Source organism: Chimaeribacter sp. YP20170169, from assembly GCF_056739715.1.
In genome coordinates this window covers 393578-412581 of record NZ_CP176824.1, presented here as the reverse complement: position 1 = coordinate 412581, position 19004 = coordinate 393578, and the positions used below count along the sequence as shown (strand labels likewise).

General features: G+C 59.8%; 17 protein-coding genes. 7 read left to right on the top strand and 10 right to left on the bottom strand.

Annotated features, from left to right (window positions below):
• Window positions 1-198 precede the first annotated feature (198 nt).
• Window positions 199-726 (top strand): inorganic diphosphatase, encoded by a 528-nt coding sequence (gene ppa, locus ACK3SD_RS01925; protein ID WP_137762042.1) that lies wholly within the window; start codon window positions 199-201, stop codon window positions 724-726.
• Window positions 727-788: 62 nt separating this feature from the next.
• Here the strand turns inward: ppa and ACK3SD_RS01920 are convergent, their stop codons facing one another.
• From ACK3SD_RS01920 to tamA, 3 genes are read right to left on the bottom strand one after another with little or no spacing between them, the layout of a single operon-like run.
• Complete coding sequence (locus ACK3SD_RS01920) at window positions 789-1139, bottom strand: gamma-glutamylcyclotransferase family protein (RefSeq protein WP_481126587.1); 351 nt, start codon at window positions 1137-1139, stop codon at window positions 789-791.
• 2 nt (window positions 1140-1141) lie between these two features.
• The gene (tamB, locus tag ACK3SD_RS01915) at window positions 1142-4924 is read right to left on the bottom strand and encodes an autotransporter assembly complex protein TamB (RefSeq protein WP_481126586.1); all 3783 of its coding nucleotides are present in this window, start codon (window positions 4922-4924) and stop codon (window positions 1142-1144) included.
• Window positions 4921-6657 carry an autotransporter assembly complex protein TamA gene (tamA, locus tag ACK3SD_RS01910; RefSeq protein WP_481126585.1) on the bottom strand — a complete coding sequence of 579 codons (1737 nt, stop codon included), beginning with the start codon at window positions 6655-6657 and terminating at the stop codon, window positions 4921-4923. Before tamA ends, tamB begins: the two co-directional genes overlap by 4 nt.
• 219 nt (window positions 6658-6876) lie before the next feature.
• On the opposite strand from tamA, the gene msrA reads away from it, so the two are divergent.
• Window positions 6877-7521 carry a peptide-methionine (S)-S-oxide reductase MsrA gene (gene msrA, locus ACK3SD_RS01905; protein ID WP_481127477.1) on the top strand — a complete coding sequence of 215 codons (645 nt, stop codon included), beginning with the start codon at window positions 6877-6879 and terminating at the stop codon, window positions 7519-7521.
• A 186-nt stretch (window positions 7522-7707) separates the two neighbouring features.
• Complete coding sequence (gene paeA / locus ACK3SD_RS01900; protein ID WP_481126584.1) at window positions 7708-9051, top strand: polyamine export protein PaeA; 1344 nt, start codon at window positions 7708-7710, stop codon at window positions 9049-9051.
• Window positions 9052-9134: 83 nt separating this feature from the next.
• Here paeA and ACK3SD_RS01895 read toward each other — a convergent pair whose 3' ends face one another.
• Window positions 9135-9338 carry a DUF1107 domain-containing protein gene (locus ACK3SD_RS01895; protein WP_137762037.1) on the bottom strand — a complete coding sequence of 68 codons (204 nt, stop codon included), beginning with the start codon at window positions 9336-9338 and terminating at the stop codon, window positions 9135-9137.
• Between the two features lie 335 nt (window positions 9339-9673).
• Between ACK3SD_RS01895 and ACK3SD_RS01890 the strand changes: the two genes are divergently transcribed.
• Window positions 9674-10237 (top strand): YtfJ family protein, encoded by a 564-nt coding sequence (locus ACK3SD_RS01890; RefSeq protein WP_481126583.1) that lies wholly within the window; start codon window positions 9674-9676, stop codon window positions 10235-10237.
• Here the strand turns inward: ACK3SD_RS01890 and cysQ are convergent.
• Window positions 10231-10971 carry a 3'(2'),5'-bisphosphate nucleotidase CysQ gene (cysQ, locus tag ACK3SD_RS01885; protein WP_137764876.1) on the bottom strand — a complete coding sequence of 247 codons (741 nt, stop codon included), beginning with the start codon at window positions 10969-10971 and terminating at the stop codon, window positions 10231-10233. The two genes, ACK3SD_RS01890 and cysQ, sit on opposite strands and share 7 nt — an antisense overlap.
• A 225-nt stretch (window positions 10972-11196) precedes the next feature.
• On the opposite strand from cysQ, the gene ACK3SD_RS01880 reads away from it, so the two are divergent.
• A complete protein-coding gene (locus tag ACK3SD_RS01880) occupies window positions 11197-13146 on the top strand; it encodes a bifunctional 2',3'-cyclic-nucleotide 2'-phosphodiesterase/3'-nucleotidase (RefSeq protein ID WP_481126582.1) in 1950 nt (649 codons plus the stop codon).
• Between the two features lie 73 nt (window positions 13147-13219).
• Here ACK3SD_RS01880 and bamJ read toward each other — a convergent pair whose 3' ends face one another.
• Complete coding sequence (bamJ, locus tag ACK3SD_RS01875) at window positions 13220-13840, bottom strand: BamJ family beta-barrel-assembly machinery protein (protein ID WP_137762034.1); 621 nt, start codon at window positions 13838-13840, stop codon at window positions 13220-13222.
• Window positions 13841-14246: 406 nt separating this feature from the next.
• On the opposite strand from bamJ, the gene ACK3SD_RS01870 reads away from it, so the two are divergent.
• On the top strand, window positions 14247-14879 hold the full coding sequence (locus ACK3SD_RS01870) for a LysM-like peptidoglycan-binding domain-containing protein (RefSeq protein ID WP_481126581.1): 633 nt from the start codon (window positions 14247-14249) through the stop codon (window positions 14877-14879).
• Window positions 14880-14965: 86 nt separating this feature from the next.
• On the opposite strand, the gene rplI is transcribed toward ACK3SD_RS01870, so the two are convergent.
• The 4 genes from rplI to rpsF are packed head-to-tail and all read right to left on the bottom strand — an operon-like array spanning window position 14966 to window position 16407.
• Window positions 14966-15415: a 50S ribosomal protein L9 gene (rplI, locus tag ACK3SD_RS01865; protein ID WP_137762032.1), complete on the bottom strand. Its 450-nt coding sequence runs from the start codon at window positions 15413-15415 to the stop codon at window positions 14966-14968.
• A 41-nt stretch (window positions 15416-15456) separates the two neighbouring features.
• Complete coding sequence (gene rpsR, locus ACK3SD_RS01860; protein ID WP_005974788.1) at window positions 15457-15684, bottom strand: 30S ribosomal protein S18; 228 nt, start codon at window positions 15682-15684, stop codon at window positions 15457-15459.
• 4 nt (window positions 15685-15688) lie between these two features.
• A complete protein-coding gene (priB, locus tag ACK3SD_RS01855) occupies window positions 15689-16006 on the bottom strand; it encodes a primosomal replication protein N (protein WP_168195793.1) in 318 nt (105 codons plus the stop codon).
• A 5-nt stretch (window positions 16007-16011) separates the two neighbouring features.
• Window positions 16012-16407 carry a 30S ribosomal protein S6 gene (rpsF, locus tag ACK3SD_RS01850; protein ID WP_137762030.1) on the bottom strand — a complete coding sequence of 132 codons (396 nt, stop codon included), beginning with the start codon at window positions 16405-16407 and terminating at the stop codon, window positions 16012-16014.
• A gap of 623 nt (window positions 16408-17030) precedes the next feature.
• On the opposite strand from rpsF, the gene ACK3SD_RS01845 reads away from it, so the two are divergent.
• The gene (locus ACK3SD_RS01845; RefSeq protein ID WP_481126580.1) at window positions 17031-18950 is read left to right on the top strand and encodes a methyl-accepting chemotaxis protein; all 1920 of its coding nucleotides are present in this window, start codon (window positions 17031-17033) and stop codon (window positions 18948-18950) included.
• The last annotated feature ends 54 nt before the right edge of the window (window positions 18951-19004 follow it).

The following is a 19004-nucleotide window of genomic DNA, read 5'->3' as shown; positions in this document are numbered from 1 at the left end:
GGCAGGAGGCGTCAATCCTTGAGGGAAAATGTGATGCAGCTCTCACTACAGCAGTGAAAGGATAAGTCTGAAATTGGCGGTGAAGGCAGCAACGGCGCCCTCTGGCGGGCTGACGGCGTGTTAAAAGGGCAGGACTTCATAAAAGAGTTGGCTATAATAGCCGACACTCTAATTCTGGTTCGATGAAAGGAAACCACCATGAGCTTGAACAACGTACCGGCAGGCAAAGATCTCCCGGAAGATATCTACGTAGTGATCGAAATCCCGGCCAACGCTGATCCGATCAAATATGAAATCGACAAAGAGACCGGCGCGCTGTTCGTAGACCGCTTCATGTCTACCGCGATGTTCTACCCGTGCAACTACGGCTACATCAACCACACCCTCTCCCTGGATGGCGACCCGGTTGACGTACTGGTCCCGACCCCGTACCCGCTGCAGCCGGGTTCCGTGATCCGCTGCCGTCCAGTGGGCGTGCTGAAGATGACCGACGAAGCCGGTGAAGATGCCAAGCTGGTGGCCGTGCCGCACAGCAAGCTGACCAAAGAGTATGACCACATCAAAGATGTGAACGACCTGCCGGAGCTGCTGCGCGCCCAGATCGCCCACTTCTTCGAGCACTACAAAGACCTGGAAAAAGGCAAATGGGTAAAAGTTGAAGGTTGGGACAACGCGGAAGCGGCGAAAGCTGAGATCGTGGCCTCCTTCGAGCGCGCGAAGAAGTAATCTTCCACTGCCCGAACAAAAACACCGCCCAAGGGCGGTGTTTTTTTTTGCCCGGAGGGGCATCAGTCCATGCGCGGGTTGCGCTTCAACCAGTCGCCGCTCTCAATGCGCGACACCCCCTCCAGGGGGAGCTTGTAAAGGTAGATCCAGGCACTGCCATAGGGCGTTGAGATCAACTCCCGGCGGTAGTCCTTGGTATTGCTTTTCAATTCATCCAACTCTGACAGGATCGAGGAGTTGATGCGATAAACCTCACAATAGATGGTGCCCTCACCGGGGATGGCCGCCGGATACAGTCCCAGATCATAGAGTTCAAACCCCTCTAACTTATGATCGCCTAACCATTGGGCATTGGTCATCCAGTGACTGTTACCCTGCTTGCGGCGCAAACTGCCGTAGACAATTATTCGCATCGTTAAAACTCAAACTGATAGAGCACATCTAATGCCTGATCAAGACCAGACACCGCTTCCAGGTATAATTTCGGCATCAACCGGTAACGTAGCGTTAGCGTCGCCAAAGAATCAAATATCCCTACACCATATTTTACTTGCAGCCCCGGCAGCACATAACCGCTGACCACCACCTGCGAGCTGTCGCCCACGCCAGCGGTGTCCAGCGTCAAGTTGCTCACGCCAAAGGCCTCGCCGATTTTACCCACAAGTTTACCACTTTGTGCAACCCCCAATCCGACCAGCATGGAGGTCATCATGCCGCTGTCGGTGCCGGTGTTATCAAGCCCCTGCCCGCGCAGCAGGTAGGAGAGCGCCTCCTCCTGAGACATCGCCGGGTCGGAGAAGATCTCCAGCTTCGGTTCGTCCGCCAGGCCGGTCACCTTCACGCCCGCCACTACGTCATCCGCCGTGGAGTCCGGGTTGCGGATCGCCTCAATGTTGAGCAGCGGCTGGTCAGGCGGGCCAGAGAAGAGCAGCTGTCCCTTGCGCACCAGCAGATCCTGTCCATAAGCGTGGAAGCGGCCGGAAGGGATGTCAATCTGGCCGTTCAGCCCCAGCCCCTGCTTGTCCTGCACCACTTTCAGCGCGCCCTTCAGCTGTGCCTTCAGGCCGAAGGCGTCCAGCCGCACGTTGTTGCCGATGTTGACGGTCAGGTTGCTGGCAATCGGGATGGAGGCGGACTGCGCCTCGATTGGTCGGCGCTGCTCATCCAGCATCACCTCGTCCGAGGAGACACCCACCGCGCTCTCCGGCAGATCCTGCACCGTGATGCGCGCCCACGGGATATCGACATTGCCGTTCAGCGAGAAGAGTTGCGGCGTCGCCTCGAACACCAGATCCGGCGACACATCGAGCCGCACCATCGGCGGCACCGTGACGCGCACCTTGTCCCCCTTGGCGGCGATACGCGCGCGCCAGGCATCGATCTGCGACCAGTCCGCGTTGCCAGCCAGCGCGATCTGCCCCTGCGAAGTCTGGATCAGGCCGTTGAGCGTCGAGGTGTTGCCGTTGAAGTTCAGTCCTAGCCGACCATTGGTGATATCAAACGGCATCCAGCTGCCATCCACGTCCACGCCATCCAGCGCCATCTGCCCATAGACCAGCGGGCGCTGGGCGTTGCCAGCCAGCCGCAGGTTGGCGTCCAGCATCCCCTGTGCCTTCTCTCCCTGTGACAGCGCCGGGTTAAGCAGCGCCAGCGACAGGCGGCTGATGGTGATATTGCCGGTGATGTTGCGCCGCCCCTGCGGATCGGCAATCTGCACGTTGCCCGCCAACTGGCCATTGTTGGCAATGCGGATCAGCCAGCCCAGTTGGGCGCGGCCATTGACTAGCGCGGCATTGAGATCCAGCGTGTCAAAGTCTACCGGCAGGGTGTTGCCCTGCACATTCTGCCGTACCTTGACCCCCTTGCCGGAGAGCGTCACCTTCGCCTGCGGCAGGCCGCCACCGGCTTTCCAACTGACATCCGCCTGGCCGGTGAAGAGGCCGGAGAGTTGAGTATCCTCGGTCAGGAAGGGCTTCACCATCGCCAAATCGAAGCGGTTGAGTTGCACCGTCGCTTGCCCGCTCGCGCCAGCGTCGATGGTTTTGGGTACGCACAGCTCCACGTTCGGGTTGAGCCAGCAGTGCGGCCCGACGGTTACCCGCTGCTCTTGGTTGATGTACTCCAGCGCCATTGCGCGGCTGAGGCGCACCTCGCCCACCGGCGTGTCGAAGCGGGTATTGTTGAGGGTGCCGCTCCAGCGCTGGGTCTGGCGGTCAAAGCTGCCGTTCAGCGCCAGCTGGCCGGAGACCGGTTTGCCGTCGATGCGCAGTTGCATCTGGTGCTGCTTCTCGCTGCCTTTGGCCTGAAGCGTCAGCTGGCGGATCGCCAGTGCCGCTTGGGTCAGTTGATCGACCCGCAACGCCAGATCGCCTTCGATCTGCTCACCGGATCGCACCTCGCCTTTCAGGGTGACACGGTTGATGCGCAGCTCCTGCCAGCGCAGGCGGTTGGCGGTGAGATCCGCCAGGATCTGCGGCGCCTTCAGGTTGCCGCGCAGTTGCAGCGCGCCATTAACCACGCCGCCCAACCCCGGCAGGGCGTTGTCCAGCTGCGGCGCGTTGATGTTGGCGTCGAGGTTCCAGTTCTCATCCAGCTTGCCCTTCACATCTACCGTGTTGCGCCCCAGCGCCAGATGAAGTTGCGGAATGTCCCACTGCCCGGCGGCGTTGCCGCTGAGCTGGCCGCGCGCCTCCACCCGGTTGTTGCGCACCCGGCCATTAAGTTGCAACTCCGGCACCCGTAGCTGCATGTTTCCGCCGTAAAGGCTGCCGCGCGTGACGATTTTGCCCTCCAGCGTGGCCGGCCACTCTGGCCACTGCCGCGCGGTGTTGATGCCGTTGAGCGTCAGCACGCTGTTCCAGCTGATCGCCTTGCTCCAGTCCACCACGCCGCTCAGGTCGCTGTTGCCCTGCAAGGCGGCCAGCCGCAGCCGCGCCAGCCGGAACTGCTCGACGTTGCCCGCGCCATCCAGGGTGACGGTGGCCGGTGGCAGGCCGACGCCGCTGACGTCCGCGTGCATCCCCAGCTGATAGTCCACCGCCTTACCGGTGAAGTTCACCGCCACATTTTTCACCTGGTACTGCGCCTCGCCGGTCAGCGGCCAGCGCAGCGCATCGCTGGTCAGGGAGAGCATCAGCGGCAGCCCCGCTTCAGCCAGCTGGGTCTGTACTTTCAGGTCGGTGCGCACCGGGCCGGAGAGATTGAGCGCCACATCAAGCTTCTCACGCAGGCCGCCACTGGCGGTCAGCTTCAGCTTTTCACCCTTCAGCGGATCGACGTTCAGCGTGCCGTTGACCTCCATCGCCAGCGGCCAGTTATCGCTGAGCGTCGCCTGCCCGCGCGCGTTCAGTGTGCCCTGCGGCGAGTCGATATCCAGCGTGTCGAGTTGCAGGTGCTGGTCTTTGGTGTGCGCCTGCACCAGCAGCGACGTGAGGGTGATGTCGGTGTCACCGGTCAGGCGCAACTGCTCGCCCCGGATCGATGGGATGGCGATATCCAGCGGCAGGCGGAAACTCGGCAGATCCGGCAGCAGCGGCTTGGCGAACAGCTGTTGGAGCGTTTCGCCCAGCGGCGTCTCTGGCTCGGCCGGGGTGGCTGGTGCCGGTGGCTGCGGTTCGGCAACCTGCTCCAGCGCCAACTGCGCGGCAGTCGGCAGCGCCACCAGCAGCGAGTTGATGCGCGTCGGCAGCAGCGTCAGCGCCCGCTCCTGCCAATGCATACCGGTGCGGAACTCGCCCAGCGCTATGGCGGTGTTGTCCACCGTGACCTTGACGTTATTCAGCCGTAACAACCGCACCGTGATGGGATAGGGCGTACTGAGGTTACCACTGCCCGGCTCCTCTTCGGCGGCCGGCGCCGTGGAGGGCGCAAGCTCACGGGTATTGACCACCACGTCCACATCCTGCGCCGTCACGGCATTCAGGCAGAGCTGGCTACGGCGGAAGCAGGAGAGATCGAGCGACAAATGGAACTGCCCGCTCTTTACCGTCACGCCCGGCATCTGGTACTGCACGCCGGTCAGCGTCAGGTCACGCCAGCCGCCGGTGACGGAGGCAATTTGCAGGCCCGGCACCCAGCGCGCCGCGCCATTCAGCACCAAGTGGAGACCGGTTTGTGTGCCCAGCAGGAAGGCCAGCGTACCCAGCAGCAGGATGAGGAAGACCAGCACCCCGAGGGAAATTTTCTTCAACAGACTCATAATTCAGGCCCCAAACCAATGTAGAACTCCACGCCATGCTCCTCGTCATCGTTGATTGGGGCGGCAATATCCAGTTTCACCGGGCCAATCGGCGAGGCCCAGCGCACACCGACGCCCGCGCCGGTCTTCACATTGGTTTGTTTGATGTCATTGACCGCTTCGCCGGAGTCCACAAACACCGCGCCCCACCACTTGCCGGTCACGTTGTATTGGTACTCGAGCGAGCCGGTGGCCAGACGCGAGGCGCCGGTCAGCTTGCCCTCGTCATCCCGTGGCGAGAGCGATTTGTACTGGTAACCACGGATGCTGCGATCGCCACCGGCAAAGAAGCGCAGCGACGGCGGCACGCGATCAAAGTCATTGGTCTCGATCCAGCCAAGGTTGCCGCGCACCACAAAGCGGTGCTTCTCCGCCAGGGTGCGGATCCAGACGTTCTGCGCCTGGATCACGGCGAAGTCTACATCCGATCCCCAGCTGGTGTCGGAGATGTCCAGCGAGTAGCGCTGCGAGTCGCCCCAGTCAGGCATCAGGCCGCCGCGTTGGCGGGTACGGCTGACGCTGACGCCGGGGTAGATCAGCATGGTGGTGTTGGTCACGCTGCCTTGGGTAAAGTGATCCAGACTCCAGCGCAGGTTGATGGCGCGCTTCCAGCCGGAGGAGGAGTCCCAGTAACGCGCCAGATTGACGGTGGTGCCGTCAGACTCGGTGTCATTCAGATCCTCGCGCTTGTAGCCGCCTTGCACCACGTAGTACTGCTCGATCGGGTTCTTCAGCAGCGGGATCTTGTAGCTGAACTCCAGCTCCTGCTCCGGGCCGGAGAGGTTCAGGGTGCTCTCCAGACTGTGGCCGCGTGAGTTGAGCCACGGCTTCTTCCAGTTGGCCTTGATGCGTGGGCCGACGTCCGTTGAGTAGCCCACGCCGGTCTCCAGCGTGTTGCGGGTGCGCGGCGTTACCACGGCGTTTAACGGCAAGACTTTGTTCTCTTTGGCGTCCTTGAACTCCGGTGCCACTACCACGGAGTTGAACCAGCCAGTGGCGGAGAGACGACGGTTCAGCTCGGCCAGATCGTTGGAGCTGTAGTAGTCGCCCTCCTCAAAGGGGACAAGGTTTTGCAGATAATCGTCGCGGATTTGCGAACCCGCGAAGGAGACATGGCCGAAGCGGTAGCGCTGCCCGGTGTTGAAATCGATGTCCCAGAAGGCCTGCCGCTGCGACTGGATGATGCCGAGCTGGCTTTTGCGCATATCGGCATCAAAGTAGCCTTTGCGCACCGCCACGTTGGTCAGGGAGCTTTTGAAGCTGTCATAGGCGCCGTGGTTGAGCTGGGTGCCGACCGGCGGCACTTTGTCGCGCTTTAGCGTCTGGAACTCCTTGTCATTGCGCCCGTCGCCCTCAATCACCACGTTGGTTCCGGCCAAAAAGACCGGCTGCCCGGCGGTGACACGGGCGATCAACACCGGCCGCCCCGGCGGTGGGGTGTCGCGGTACTGGAAGTCAATGGTGGGATCGTAGTAGCCAAAGGGCCGCAGCCCCTGTCGCACCGCCTTGTCCACGCTGGCACGGAAACGCCCGTCGGCCGTGACCTCATCACTGCCGATCGCTGAAAGCCGCACCCGCACGTTTCTCTCTAATTCCCCGGTCAAGCCCTCAAGCTGCAAGCGTAATTTGGCGGCATGCGCGAGAGGGGAAGCCAGCAGTACACATAAAAAACAAAGGGTCCGGTTTGGTCGCACACGTACTCCTGGAAAATTTTACTGTCCTGTAAAAGCGAATCATTCTGGCCATGAAAACAGCCTCAGTATGGGCGAAATCCTTTCAGCCGGTAGCCGTTTAACCTCGAAATTTTGATTAGTGTAAGCAAATTCATCAATACACAAGGACGTATTGTGTGCAAAGACGCAATCAGATACAACTAACGCACTTTAACCCGTAATTGACTGGAGCCCATTGTGGTGCAAAATTTCGACAAAACTCAACCTGTTACCTCCGCCGATGCCCTGCCAGGCCGTAACACGCCGATGCCAGTGGCGGCCACCCATGCGGTAACGGGCCACACCATGACCCACATCCCCGACGGCATGGAAGAGGCGATTTTTGCAATGGGATGCTTCTGGGGCGTGGAGCGCCTGTTCTGGCAGCTGGAGGGCGTCCATAGCACTGCCGCCGGTTACAGCGGTGGCTATACGCCGAACCCGACCTACCAGGAAGTGTGCACCGGCCAGACCGGCCATGCGGAGGTGGTGCGCGTGGTATTTGACCCGGCGGTGATCAGCTATGCGCAGCTGTTGCAGGTGTTCTGGGAGAACCATGACCCGGCGCAGGGTATGCGTCAGGGCGGTGACATCGGCACCCAGTATCGCTCCGCGATCTACCCGCTGACGCCGGCGCAACAGGCCGCCGCCGAGCAGAGCCTGTCCGCCTTCCAGCACGCCATGCAGGAGGCGAACGACACCCGCCACATCACCACCGAGGTGACGCCGGCACTGCCGTTCTACTACGCGGAAGATGAGCACCAGCAGTACCTCTACAAGAACCCGGAAGGCTACTGCGGCATCGGTGGCATCGGCGTCTGCCTGCCACCACAGCTGGCGCAGTAACTGCCACGCGACCGCCAGCGGCCGTTTTTTCTTCGCTGGCGGCGTTCTCGACGCTACTGCTATACTAAGCGTGCTGCAAATGTACCCTGTTTGCAGCATTTCTATCTGTCATTTTGGATTTTTTCACTCAGCGTTACCCCCTGCCTCATACGCGCCGGTCGGGAACCGGAACTAAGCGGATAAACTATGTTAAACAGTATCTTACTGATAATTCTATTGATCGCCGTGAGCGCCTTCTTCTCCCTGTCGGAGATCTCGTTGGCCGCCTCACGTAAAATTAAACTGAAACTGCTGGCTGACGAAGGAAACGTCAACGCCGCCCGCGTGCTGAAACTCCAGGAGACGCCGGGCATGTTCTTTACCGTGGTGCAGATTGGCCTGAACGCCGTCGCCATCCTCGGTGGTATTGTCGGCGACGCCGCTTTCTCCCCGGCATTTGAAGTCTTCTTTGGCCGCTTCATGTCAACTGAGCTGGCCGCCCAAATCAGCTTCATCTGCTCCTTTGTGCTGGTTACCAGCATGTTCATCCTGTTCGCTGACCTCACCCCGAAGCGCATCGGTATGATTGCACCAGAGGCGGTTGCCGTCCGGATCATCAACCCGATGCGTTTCTGCCTCGCCCTGTTCCGGCCGCTGGTCTGGCTGTTCAACGGGCTGGCCAACTGCATCTTCCGCCTGTTCAAGCTGCCGATGGTGCGCAATGACGACATCACCCCTGATGACATCTATGCGGTGGTGGAGGCTGGCGCGCTGGCCGGGGTGCTGCGCAAGCAGGAGCACGAACTGATTGAGAACGTGTTCGAGCTGGAGTCACGCACCGTGCCCTCCTCCATGACCTCACGTGAGAGCGTGATCTACTTCGACCTGCGCGAGAGCGAGGAGAGCATCAAGCAGAAGATCGCCACCCATCCGCACTCCAAGTTTCTGGTGTGCGACGGCAACATCGATCAGGTGGTGGGCTATGTGGACTCCAAGGATCTGCTGAACCGCGTGCTGGGCAACCAGAGCCTGAAGCTGAGCAGCGGCGTGCAGATTCGCTCGGCGCTGATCGTGCCGGATACCCTGACGCTGTCAGAGGCGCTGGAGAGCTTCAAGACCGCCGGCGAGGACTTCGCGGTGATCCTGAACGAGTATGCGCTGGTGGTCGGGATCATCACCCTGAATGACGTGATGACCACCCTGATGGGTGATCTGGTCGGCCAGGGGCTTGAGGAGCAGATCGTCGCGCGTGATGAGAACTCCTGGCTGATTGAGGGCGGTACGCCGATTGAGGATGTGATGCGCGTGCTGCACATCGAGGAGTTCCCGCAGTCTGGCAACTATGAGACCATCGGCGGCTTCATGATGTTCATGCTGCGCAAGATCCCGAAACGCACCGATTTCGTGAAGTTCTCCGGCTATAAGTTCGAGGTGGTGGACATCGACAGCTACAAGATTGACCAGCTGCTGGTCACCAAGCTGAGCGACAAACCCGCCACGCCGCTGCTACCGAAAACCCCAGAGGAGCTGGCGCGCGAGAAGAGTCTGTAAGGCCCTTGCCACCTCCCGTGCCACATACAACAACGGCCCCATCTGGGGCCGTTGTCATGTCTGGCTCATGCAATGAGCGGGGGTTACATCTCCGCCTGGAGGCTCAGCACCTGGCGGTTCACTTCAGACATCACACTGAAGTGGCGTTTATCACGAATCTTCGGCAATAAAATTTTGCCGTTATCAAATTCGAATGCGCCAACGTCTTTGATGTACAGACGGCCGCGAAACAGCGTTTTTACATATTTAGCCACTTTAAGTGGATTATAACGCTGAAAAATTCTCATTTCTTACTCTCTCCTTCCTATGAGTTCATCGCGTTCCTGCCAGATAATTAACCAGACTAGGGGCAGCTACTCAAATGAACGCAATGTAATAGACTTTAAAAATAGTCGGAAATTCTACATTTGCCAGTCCGTTTCCGGGGCTTTTACAGAATCTGACACTTAAATGAGCGTAATCAGAATCCATTTTTTGTCGTGCTGGGTCTGGTGCCAACTATCTGTTGGGAAAATGATATCAATCACGTTTCATGACAGGACAGACCTCTGATTACAGCTTATGATCCTGCTTTCCACTATCGGAGCGCTCTTAAAGGCGCGGCTCATACCAAGGAGAAAGCATGTTCAAGCATAGTCTGCTAACTATAGTGCTAACGACTTCGTCATTTTTCGCCTCCGCCCACAATTTTACAATTCAGCAACCTGTTCCGTCGGTCTATGTCAGTGACCTGGGGGAGCTGCTGTTGGAAAAAGATGTTTTCAACTATCAGCGCTGGAGCAGTAGCCAACTTCCCGGAAAAGTGCGGGTTATCCAGCACATAGCTGGGCGAACCGCCGCCAGAGAGCTGAATGAACCCCTGATTAACGCCATCAAGGCCGCTAATCTACCGACCGAACGTTACCAAACGACGACAATCGTCAACGTCAGTGACACGATGTTCGGCACCAAGGCTTTTGTGCGCCACAGCATCCGTGAGGGCAAGAAAACCTATCCTTGGTCGCAAGTGATCGTGGACAGGCAGGGGGTGGTACTCAAGGCGTGGGAGTTGCAGGAGCAGAGCTCAGCCATCGTGGTGCTGGATCGCCACGGCAAGGTGCGCTTTGCGCAGGAGGGGGCGCTGAGTATGGCGGAGACGCAGCAGGTAATGAACCTGCTGCACCAGTTGCTGGACTCCGATCAGTAGAGGGAGACGCGGAAGCCGGGGTTGAGGAAGGATTCACGCGGCGTGTAGAGCAGCGGCTGGCCCTGCCAATCATGCACCTGCGCGCCCGCGGCGGCGGCGACCGCATGGCCGGCGGCAGTGTCCCAGATGGAGGTCGGCCCGAAGCGCGGATAGAGCTGCGCTTTGCCCTCGGCCACCAGACAGAACTTCAGCGAGGAGCCGACCGCCACGGTCTGGTGCTCGCCGAGCTGCGCCAGATAGTCCTGCAACTCCTGGCTGCCGTGGGAGCGGCTCACCACCACCAGCGGCGGGCGAGCGTCACGCACCGCGATCTGCACGCGCTGGCCGTTCTCCTCTTTCCACGCCTTGCCATCGGCGGCGGAGTACATCACCCCGGTCACCGGCACGTAGACCACGCCGAGCACCGGCTTGCCATCCTCCACCAGCGCGATGTTCACGGTGAAATCACCATTGCGCTTGATGAACTCCTTGGTGCCATCCAGCGGATCGACCAGCCAGTAACGTGTCCAATTGCGGCGCACCTCCCAGGCGGGTGGATCCTCTTCCGACAGGAGCGGGATCTCTGGCGTCAGTGCCTCCAGCCCACGCTTGATCACACGGTGTGCCGCCAAATCCGCGGCTGTCACCGGCGAGTCGTCGGTTTTCACCTCCACATCCATCGGCTGGCGGCCCTCATAGACCTCCAAAATCGCCGCGCCCGCGTCCCGCGCCAGCTGGCAAATATTTTCTAACATCATGCACCTCTGCATTCAGAATCTTATTAAGCAGCCTAGTTTTTTTTGCCGTGAAGATCTACCGTCCCACTGTCTGAATCCTCCCCTTTCGGCCCCTGCCCGCGCTCGGCGTGACCGCTTACGCAGTTTCCCACGCTGAATTGCCCCATACTTCACGTTTATTTTGTGCGCTATGGTGCATTTGCACCCTATTTTGCGATATTCGTTCATTAATCATGGAGAGCAATGATGAGGAACCCTACCCTCGCCCTGTGCCTGCTGGCCGCCTACGCTGGCGCTCAGGCAGCCACGGTCGATCTGCGCATCATGGAAACCAGCGATCTGCACGGCAACATGATGGATTTCGACTACTACAAGGATGCGCCCACCGAAAAGTTCGGTCTGGCGCGTACCGCCAGCTTGATCAAACAGGCGCGCCAGCAGGCCACCAACAGCGTGCTGGTGGATAACGGCGACCTGATCCAAGGCAGCCCGCTCGGCGACTACATGGCGAAGAAGAGGTGGCGCCAGGGCGAGGTGCACCCGGTCTATCTGGCGATGAACCCGCTGGGTTACTCGGTCGGCAACGTCGGCAACCACGAATTCAACTACGGGCTGGATTTCCTGAAACGGGCGCTGGCGGGCGCGGCCTTCCCCTACGTCAACGCCAACCTACTGGACGCCGCCACCGGCCAGCCGCTGCTCAAGCCCTACCTGATTGAGGAGAAGCAGGTCAAGGATCGTGACGGCAACACCCATACGCTGCGCATCGGTTACATCGGCTTTGTACCGCCGCAAATCATGGTGTGGGACAAGGCTAACCTGGCAGGCAAGGTGCAGGTGGCGGACATCACCGAGACGGCGAAGAAGTGGGTGCCGGAGATGCGTAAAGCGGGCGCGCAAGTGGTGGTGGCCATCCCACACTCCGGGCTGTCGGCGGAGCCGTACCGGGCGATGGCGGAGAACTCCGTCTACTACCTCAGCCAGGTGCCGGGCATCGACGCCATTATGTTTGGCCATGCCCATGCCGTCTTCCCCAGCAGTGACTTTGCCGACATCAAGGGCGCGGATGTCAAACAGGGCACACTCAATGGCACGCCAGCGGTGATGCCCGGCCAGTGGGGCGATCACCTCGGCATTGTCGATCTGCAACTGAATAACGATGGCGGCAATTGGCAGGTGGTGCAGGCGCGCGCCGAGGCGCGGCCCATCTATGACACCGCCGCCAAAGCCTCGCTGGCCGCCGAAGACCATGAGCTGGTCGGCCGGGTGGCGGAGGCACACAAGGCGACGCGTGAGTTTGTCAGCCAGCCAATCGGCAAGGCCAGCGACAGCATGGTCAGCTTCCTGTCGCTGGTGCAGGATGACCCGACGGTGCAGATCGTCAACAATGCCCAGGCCGCCTACACCCGGCACTTTATCCAGGGCGATCCGGACTTGGCAAACCTGCCGGTGCTCTCCGCCGCCGCGCCCTTTAAGGCCGGTGGCCGCAAGAACGACCCGGCTGGCTATGTCGAGGTGGAAAAGGGCGAGCTGACCTACCGCAACGCCGCCGATCTCTACCTCTACCCCAACACGTTGGTGGTGCTGAAAGTGACCGGCAAAGAGGTGAAGGAGTGGCTCGAGTGCTCGGCCGGGCTGTTCAACCGCATCGATCCGCAGAGCAGCCAGCCGCAGCCGTTGATCAACTGGGAGGGCTTCCGCACCTATAACTTCGACGTGATCGATGGCGTGCAGTACCAGATTGATGTCACCCAGCCGGCGCGCTATGACGGTGAGTGCCAGATGATCCACCCCAACGCCGAGCGCATCCGCCAGCTCACCTGGCAGGGCAAGCCCATCGATCCGGCGGCAACCTTCCTGGTGGCGACCAACAACTACCGCGCCTATGGCGGCAAGTTCGCTGGCACCGGCGACAGCCACATCGCCTTCGCCTCGCCGGATGAGAACCGCAGCGTGCTGGCAAACTACATCACCGCCGAGAGCCAGGAGCATGGCGAGGTTACCCCATCAGCGGACAACAACTGGCGGCTGGCTCCCATCACCAGCCGCCAGCCGCTGAACATCACCTTCGAGACGTCGCCCAGCGACAAGGCGACGGCCTTCATTAAACAAAAGGCGCAGTACCCGATGAGCCGTCAAGGCAGTGACGCGATCGGGTTTGCCCTCTACCGCCTCGATCTTCAGGCGAAATAACCCGCCAATAAAAAAGGCAGTGCCGGTAACGGCGCTGCCTTTTGCTTACACACATGAAACGGGAAAATGAAGCTTACAGGATTTCCAGCAGCTCGACGTCAAAGATCAGCGCGCTGTAAGGAGGAATCGACGCGCCTGCGCCACGCTCGCCATAGGCCAGGTTGTGCGGGATGTAGAGCTGCCACTTGGAACCCACCGGCATCAGCGTCAGCGCTTCGATCCAGCCTGGGATCACGCCGCTCACCGGGAACTCTGCCGGCTCACCGCGCTCTACGGAGCTGTCAAAGACGTCACCGTTGATCAGGCGGCCAGTGTAGTGCACGCGCACGCGGTCCTGACGGCTTGGGATCGGGCCTTCGCCCTGGGTGATGACGGAGAATTGCAGGCCGGACTCGGTACGGCTCACGCCTTCACGCTCCGCGTTCTGCTCGAGGAACTGCTGGCCTTCCACGGCCATCGCCTGTTGGCGCTCACGGCGCACGGACTCCGCACGCTCATGCATCTCACGCAGTGCACGGTGCAGCACGTCCACCGGCACCGCCGGCGCGATCCCTTCGAGCGCGTCACGCAGGCCAGCGGCCAGGGCGTCAGGTTGCAGGCCTTCCAGGCCAGACTCTTGCAGCTGCTGTCCCACTTGCAGGCCGATGGCGTAGCTCGCCTGCGCTTCTACGCTGTCATAAGAAGGGGTTGTCATGCGTTTTCCTTAAATCGATAAAAAGTCGAAGGCAGAGCATAGCAGCGCAAGGGATTGGGGTAAAATCTTGCGTCAGGATGGGTGACTTTTGGTAACGAAACAGAAACAATGGCGCGCCGGGAAAACCCCGATCTGCCCCCGCGCATGTCGCCCTGCTGTCTCTTTCTGCTTCAAGCAGTTATCAGACTATACTCAATGTGTCATGGCAGCGTTGCTGACCATGGCGCCGTATTACTTCTGCCTTCTGGCAGACCGCGTTGCAAGAGAGGTTGTCATGGGCAGAATCGCGCCCAGGAGAAAGAAAGCCGCCCAGGTTCCTTCGCCGCTGCACCACTGGTGGTCGACGCTTCGGTCAACATGGCCGCGCCGTCAACACAGTCGGCGCGTGACGGAGGACTCGGAGCCGATGAGCGGTTCCACACCGGCGGCGTCGCAGGATGCACCCCACCTACCCGCCGATGCCACGGCCGCGCCGCATGATCCCACGAGCGGGTCGGCCACTGACCGTCCGCGCCGCCGTGCCGTGCGCCGGGTCGCTCCACCGCGCGTGCGCGCGTGGGCGGAGGCCGCCTGGCAGTGGCCAGCACAGTGCCGCTGGATGGAGCCGCTGCCGCTGCCGCACCGCCGGGGCATCCTGATTGCCGCACTGGTGGTGCTGCTGGCGCTGCTGTGGCCCAACAGTGAGCCGCGCTACCCGACGCCGGAGCAAAGCCGCAGCCGTGACATCCTGTTGCAGGCGGAGTTGCAACAGGGTAGCGGCGATGTGGAGGAGCGTGATGGCAGTTGGCAGACCTACCGCATCCGCGCTGGCCAGACGCTGGCGCAGCTGTTCCGCGACCATAACCTGATGGTGAATGATGTGTTTGCGATGGCGCAGGTTGAGGGGCAGGATAAGCCACTCAGCAATTTGCAGGCGGGTCAGCAGGTACGGATTCAGCGCAATGCCCAAGGGGTGGTGACGGCGTTGGAAGTGGAAGGCGATAACGGTCAGGTGCGCTTTGTGCGCCAGCCGGATGGCAGTTACCGACGCGCGGGTTGACCGCGCCTCCGTTCAGCGGCTGTGGCGGCCGCCAAAACGCAAAACGCCGGCACAAGGCCGGCGTTTCGCAAGAAGTGGAGTAAAACTTACTCTGCTTCTACAACGATGTTCAGTTGTGCGAACACATCGCTGTGTACCTGGAAGTGCACTTCGTGCTCACCCAGAGTACGCAGGACGCCGTTCGGCAGGCGAACTTCGCTTTTGGCAACTTCAACACCGGCCGCAGTTACTGCGTCAGCGATGTCACGGGTGCCGATAGAACCGAACAGTTTACCTTCGTCGCCTGCTTTAGACGCGATGGTAACGGTGCCCAGCTCGTTGATCTTAGCGGCGCGCGCTTCAGCAGCAGCCAGAACGTCAGCCAGTTTGGCTTCCAGATCTGCACGGCGTGCTTCGAAGAACTCAACGTTTTTCTTGGTAGCCGGGACAGCTTTGCCCTGCGGTACCAGGAAGTTACGAGCGTAGCCCGCTTTAACGTTGACCTGGTCGCCCAGGCTACCCAGGTTTGCTACTTTATCAAGCAGAATAACTTGCATTACCTTATCCTCTCAAAGTCGTATTAATGGACCGTGGCCGATTACTGATGACGATCAGTGTACGGCAGCAGAGACAGGTAGCGAGCGCGCTTGATAGCACGTGCCAGCTGACGCTGGTATTTTGCACGAGTACCGGTGATACGGCTCGGAACGATCTTGCCGCTTTCGGTGATGTAGTTTTTCAGCGTAGCGATGTCTTTGTAGTCAATCTCTACAACGCCTTCCGCGGTGAAACGGCAGAACTTGCGACGACGGAAATAACGTGCCATTTGGCTAGTCTCCAGAATCTATCAATTCAATCTGCTCGGCATGCAGTACCACTTTGTTCAGCCCATTGCGCCCTTGATGGCAACTAATGAAACCTGACACGGTAATCTGTGTGCCGACCGTTAATCTGTGAGTTAATGCTTGTAGTGTGTGTCCGCTGGCGACCACGGGCATTCTGCACCATGCCAACCTGCTAAATCCGGCTTCCTGCTGCTGCGAGCGGTGCTCAAGCACAAACTGGCAGTGCGGTATTCCGGAAGGACTGACTTTTCGCGCGGGTGTTTTGCACACTGTGCCGGTTAACACCAGGCGATTGGCCATCACCGCAATTACTCTTCAGAATCCCCAGCATCAGCATCATCAGAGGTTTCGTTGGCGAAATCTTCACGACGCTCACGACGCTCGTCTTTCGCTTTAACCATCGGGGATGCTTCGGTAACCGCGTGCTTAGTACGCATTACCATGCTACGGATAACGGCGTCGTTGAAGCGGAAGTTAGTTTCCAGCTCGTCGATCACTTCCTGCGGCGCTTCAACGTTCAGCAGAACGTAGTGAGCTTTGTGCAGTTTGTTGATCGGGTAAGCCAGTTGACGGCGGCCCCAGTCTTCCAGACGGTGGATCTGACCCTGCGCAGCGGTGATAGCACCGGTGTAACGCTCGATCATGCCCGGAACCTGTTCGCTTTGGTCAGGATGGACCATAAAAACGATTTCGTAATGACGCATCGAATTGCTCCTTACGGATTATTCAGCCTCCTGTCAGGGTCAACCGCGGCCCATGGAGGCAAGGAACGTGTTTGTGTGCGGCTGAAAAATGACGCGCAATTATAGGGGCACCGTCAGGGAAACACAAGGAGTGAATAGGGATTAAACAGCCGCCGCGGCGCAGGCGCGCCTGAAACCGAGGAATGGTAAACCGCATTAACAGAGTTAGCCGTGAAAAAACAGAGTGAAATGCGGAAATTTCGTTCAGATTTCTTGAATGGTTCATTCAATAATTGCCGGTTTATAGATGAACAGCCTTGTTTAGAATGACATCATGAAAGCACGACGGTTTGCCGGGTTGCCACTGTCAGCAAGCCATCGTTGCTCACCAGAAAAATGCAGTACCAGGGAAACCGATACAATAAGACCGATACCAGACGCTGCTTGACCCCCTTTATGGGGGTTTTTTTATGGGCGGAGATCGCCCCCGCCCCTTTCCTACACAAATTCCCGCCGCACATGATATCTCCATGATCTAAATCAATAACATGGCAAATAAGTTATTACATTTTTGCCCTAAACCTTTTTCGTGCGCCGCCGTTATTGCCTTCTCCAACTCTACCTATTATGGGATAACGATGATAATGGCACTCTCATTCCGCCGCTGGGGCCTTGGCGTCAAGCTCTCAGTGCTGGCTTCGGTGACTTTTGCAGTAATCTTTTTACTCTTTACCCTGTCGCTGACCCGCACCGCCGGCAACCAGCTTAAAGATCTGACCCTGAGTGACATGGAGAATCAGGTCACGGGCGTGGAAGACATGATCACCATGTATGACGCCAGCCTCACCAGTGAGGTCAGCAGCTATACCCAGCTCTTTGCCAGCTTTATCCCGACCCGCTTCAGCCTGCAAAGCCAGGAGGGCAAGACGGTGATGAAGAGCGGCGATATCGTGCTCAATGACAACACCGCCATCCCCGACGATTTCCTGAGCCGCACCGGCGCCATCTCCACCCTGTTTATGCGCGAGGGAGATGACTTCCTGCGTATCACCACCTCGCTGAAGAAAGAGGATGGCTCACGCGCGATGGGCACCCGCCTCGACCGCCAGAGCGTTGCCTACCGGGCGGTGATGGCTGGTGAGACCTTCAAGGGGCTGGCGACGTTGTTCGGCAAGCAGTTCATCACCCAATACCAGCCAATCAAGGATGAGAGCGGCAAGATTATCGGCATCATCTTTGTTGGCGTGAACATTACGCCGCAATTCAACCAGATGCGTGACACCATTCTGGGCAAACGTATTGGCGAGAGTGGTCACTTCTTCGTGCTGGACGCCAGCCAGAGCAGCAGCCGTGGCAAGTACCTGTTCCACCCGACCGCCGAGGGGCACGCCCCGGCGTGGTCTGGCGACACCCTGACGCAGGTGCTGGCGCAGCCGCGCGGCACCCTCACCTATCAGGATGATGACCTGCCAGCCGACAGCGGCGATCAGGTGCTGGTCTACCATGCCCTGCCTGCCTGGGGCTGGGTAGTGGCAGGCACCGCCGATGAGCGGAAGATCCTGGCGGGCGTGACCCACAGCCGGAACCTGTTCCTCGGCATCGGCGTGGTGCTGGTACTGCTGTTCGCCGCCCTGTTCATGACCATCACCCGCAACTGGCTGAGCCGCCCGCTGGAAGAGGTGGTGAAAGTGGCGGAGGAGTATGCCGCTGGCAACCTGAGCGCCACCCTCACCACCCAGCGTCAGGATGAGGTGGGCCGCATGATGACGGCGATGGCTGGCATTGGCCGTGGGCTGGCGCGCATTGTCGCGCAGGTGCGTGAGGCGGCGGTGGAGATCAACCAGAGCACCGCCTCGCTGGCGGCTGACAGTGAAAACATCACCGGCCAGATCTCCCGTCAGGCCAGCAGCCTGGAGGAGACCTCCGCCAGCATGGAGCAGCTCACCGCTACGGTGCAGCAGAATGCCGAGAACGTCTCTGAGGCGATGAAACTGGTACGCCAGACCGAGTCCGCCGCGCAGAATGGCGGCGAGGCGGTGACGGCTGCCGTCTCGACCATGGGCGACATCAAGCACGCCTCCCAGCGCATCGCGGATATCACCACGGTGATTGAGTCCATCGCCTTCCAGACCAATATCCTGGCGCTGAACGCAGCGGTGGAAGCGGCCCGCGCTGGCGAGCATGGCAAGGGCTTTGCGGTGGTGGCTGCCGAAGTACGCGCGCTGGCACAGCGCAGCGCCAAGTCGGTGAAAGAGATTGAGGCGCTGATCGCCGAGTCTCTCGAGAAGGTGGAACAGGGCAACCGCATCTCCGCCCAGACCCACGAGGCGATGAATGACATCCTGTCGCGCATCCAGCAGGTGCGTACCATCGTCAGCGACATCGACATCGCCTCCCACGAGCAGTCCGCTGGCATCGGCCAGGTCAACATTGCCATTGTGCAGATTGGTCAGGCGACGCAGGAGAACGCCGCGCTGGTGGGCAATTCGGAAGAGACCGCCAGCGCGCTGAACCAGAAGGGTCAGCACCTGAAGAAGCTGGTCAGTATGTTCCGTCTCGACTGAGGATAATCCGCGTCCCGGTCAAAATACGCACTACACTCATAGTGTCTTTATCAG

Coding starts and splice junctions, on each gene's coding strand:
- ACK3SD_RS01845 (WP_481126580.1), top strand. CDS start 17,031: ATGGCACTCTCATTCCGCCGCTGGGGCCTTGGCGTCAAGCTCTCAGTG.
- ACK3SD_RS01920 (WP_481126587.1), bottom strand. CDS start 1,139: ATGCGAATAATTGTCTACGGCAGTTTGCGCCGCAAGCAGGGTAACAGT.
- rpsR (WP_005974788.1), bottom strand. CDS start 15,684: ATGGCACGTTATTTCCGTCGTCGCAAGTTCTGCCGTTTCACCGCGGAA.
- cysQ (WP_137764876.1), bottom strand. CDS start 10,971: ATGTTAGAAAATATTTGCCAGCTGGCGCGGGACGCGGGCGCGGCGATT.
- ACK3SD_RS01895 (WP_137762037.1), bottom strand. CDS start 9,338: ATGAGAATTTTTCAGCGTTATAATCCACTTAAAGTGGCTAAATATGTA.
- bamJ (WP_137762034.1), bottom strand. CDS start 13,840: ATGACAACCCCTTCTTATGACAGCGTAGAAGCGCAGGCGAGCTACGCC.
- rpsF (WP_137762030.1), bottom strand. CDS start 16,407: ATGCGTCATTACGAAATCGTTTTTATGGTCCATCCTGACCAAAGCGAA.
- tamB (WP_481126586.1), bottom strand. CDS start 4,924: ATGAGTCTGTTGAAGAAAATTTCCCTCGGGGTGCTGGTCTTCCTCATC.
- rplI (WP_137762032.1), bottom strand. CDS start 15,415: ATGCAAGTTATTCTGCTTGATAAAGTAGCAAACCTGGGTAGCCTGGGC.
- ACK3SD_RS01870 (WP_481126581.1), top strand. CDS start 14,247: ATGAGCGGTTCCACACCGGCGGCGTCGCAGGATGCACCCCACCTACCC.
- ppa (WP_137762042.1), top strand. CDS start 199: ATGAGCTTGAACAACGTACCGGCAGGCAAAGATCTCCCGGAAGATATC.
- ACK3SD_RS01880 (WP_481126582.1), top strand. CDS start 11,197: ATGATGAGGAACCCTACCCTCGCCCTGTGCCTGCTGGCCGCCTACGCT.
- paeA (WP_481126584.1), top strand. CDS start 7,708: ATGTTAAACAGTATCTTACTGATAATTCTATTGATCGCCGTGAGCGCC.
- ACK3SD_RS01890 (WP_481126583.1), top strand. CDS start 9,674: ATGTTCAAGCATAGTCTGCTAACTATAGTGCTAACGACTTCGTCATTT.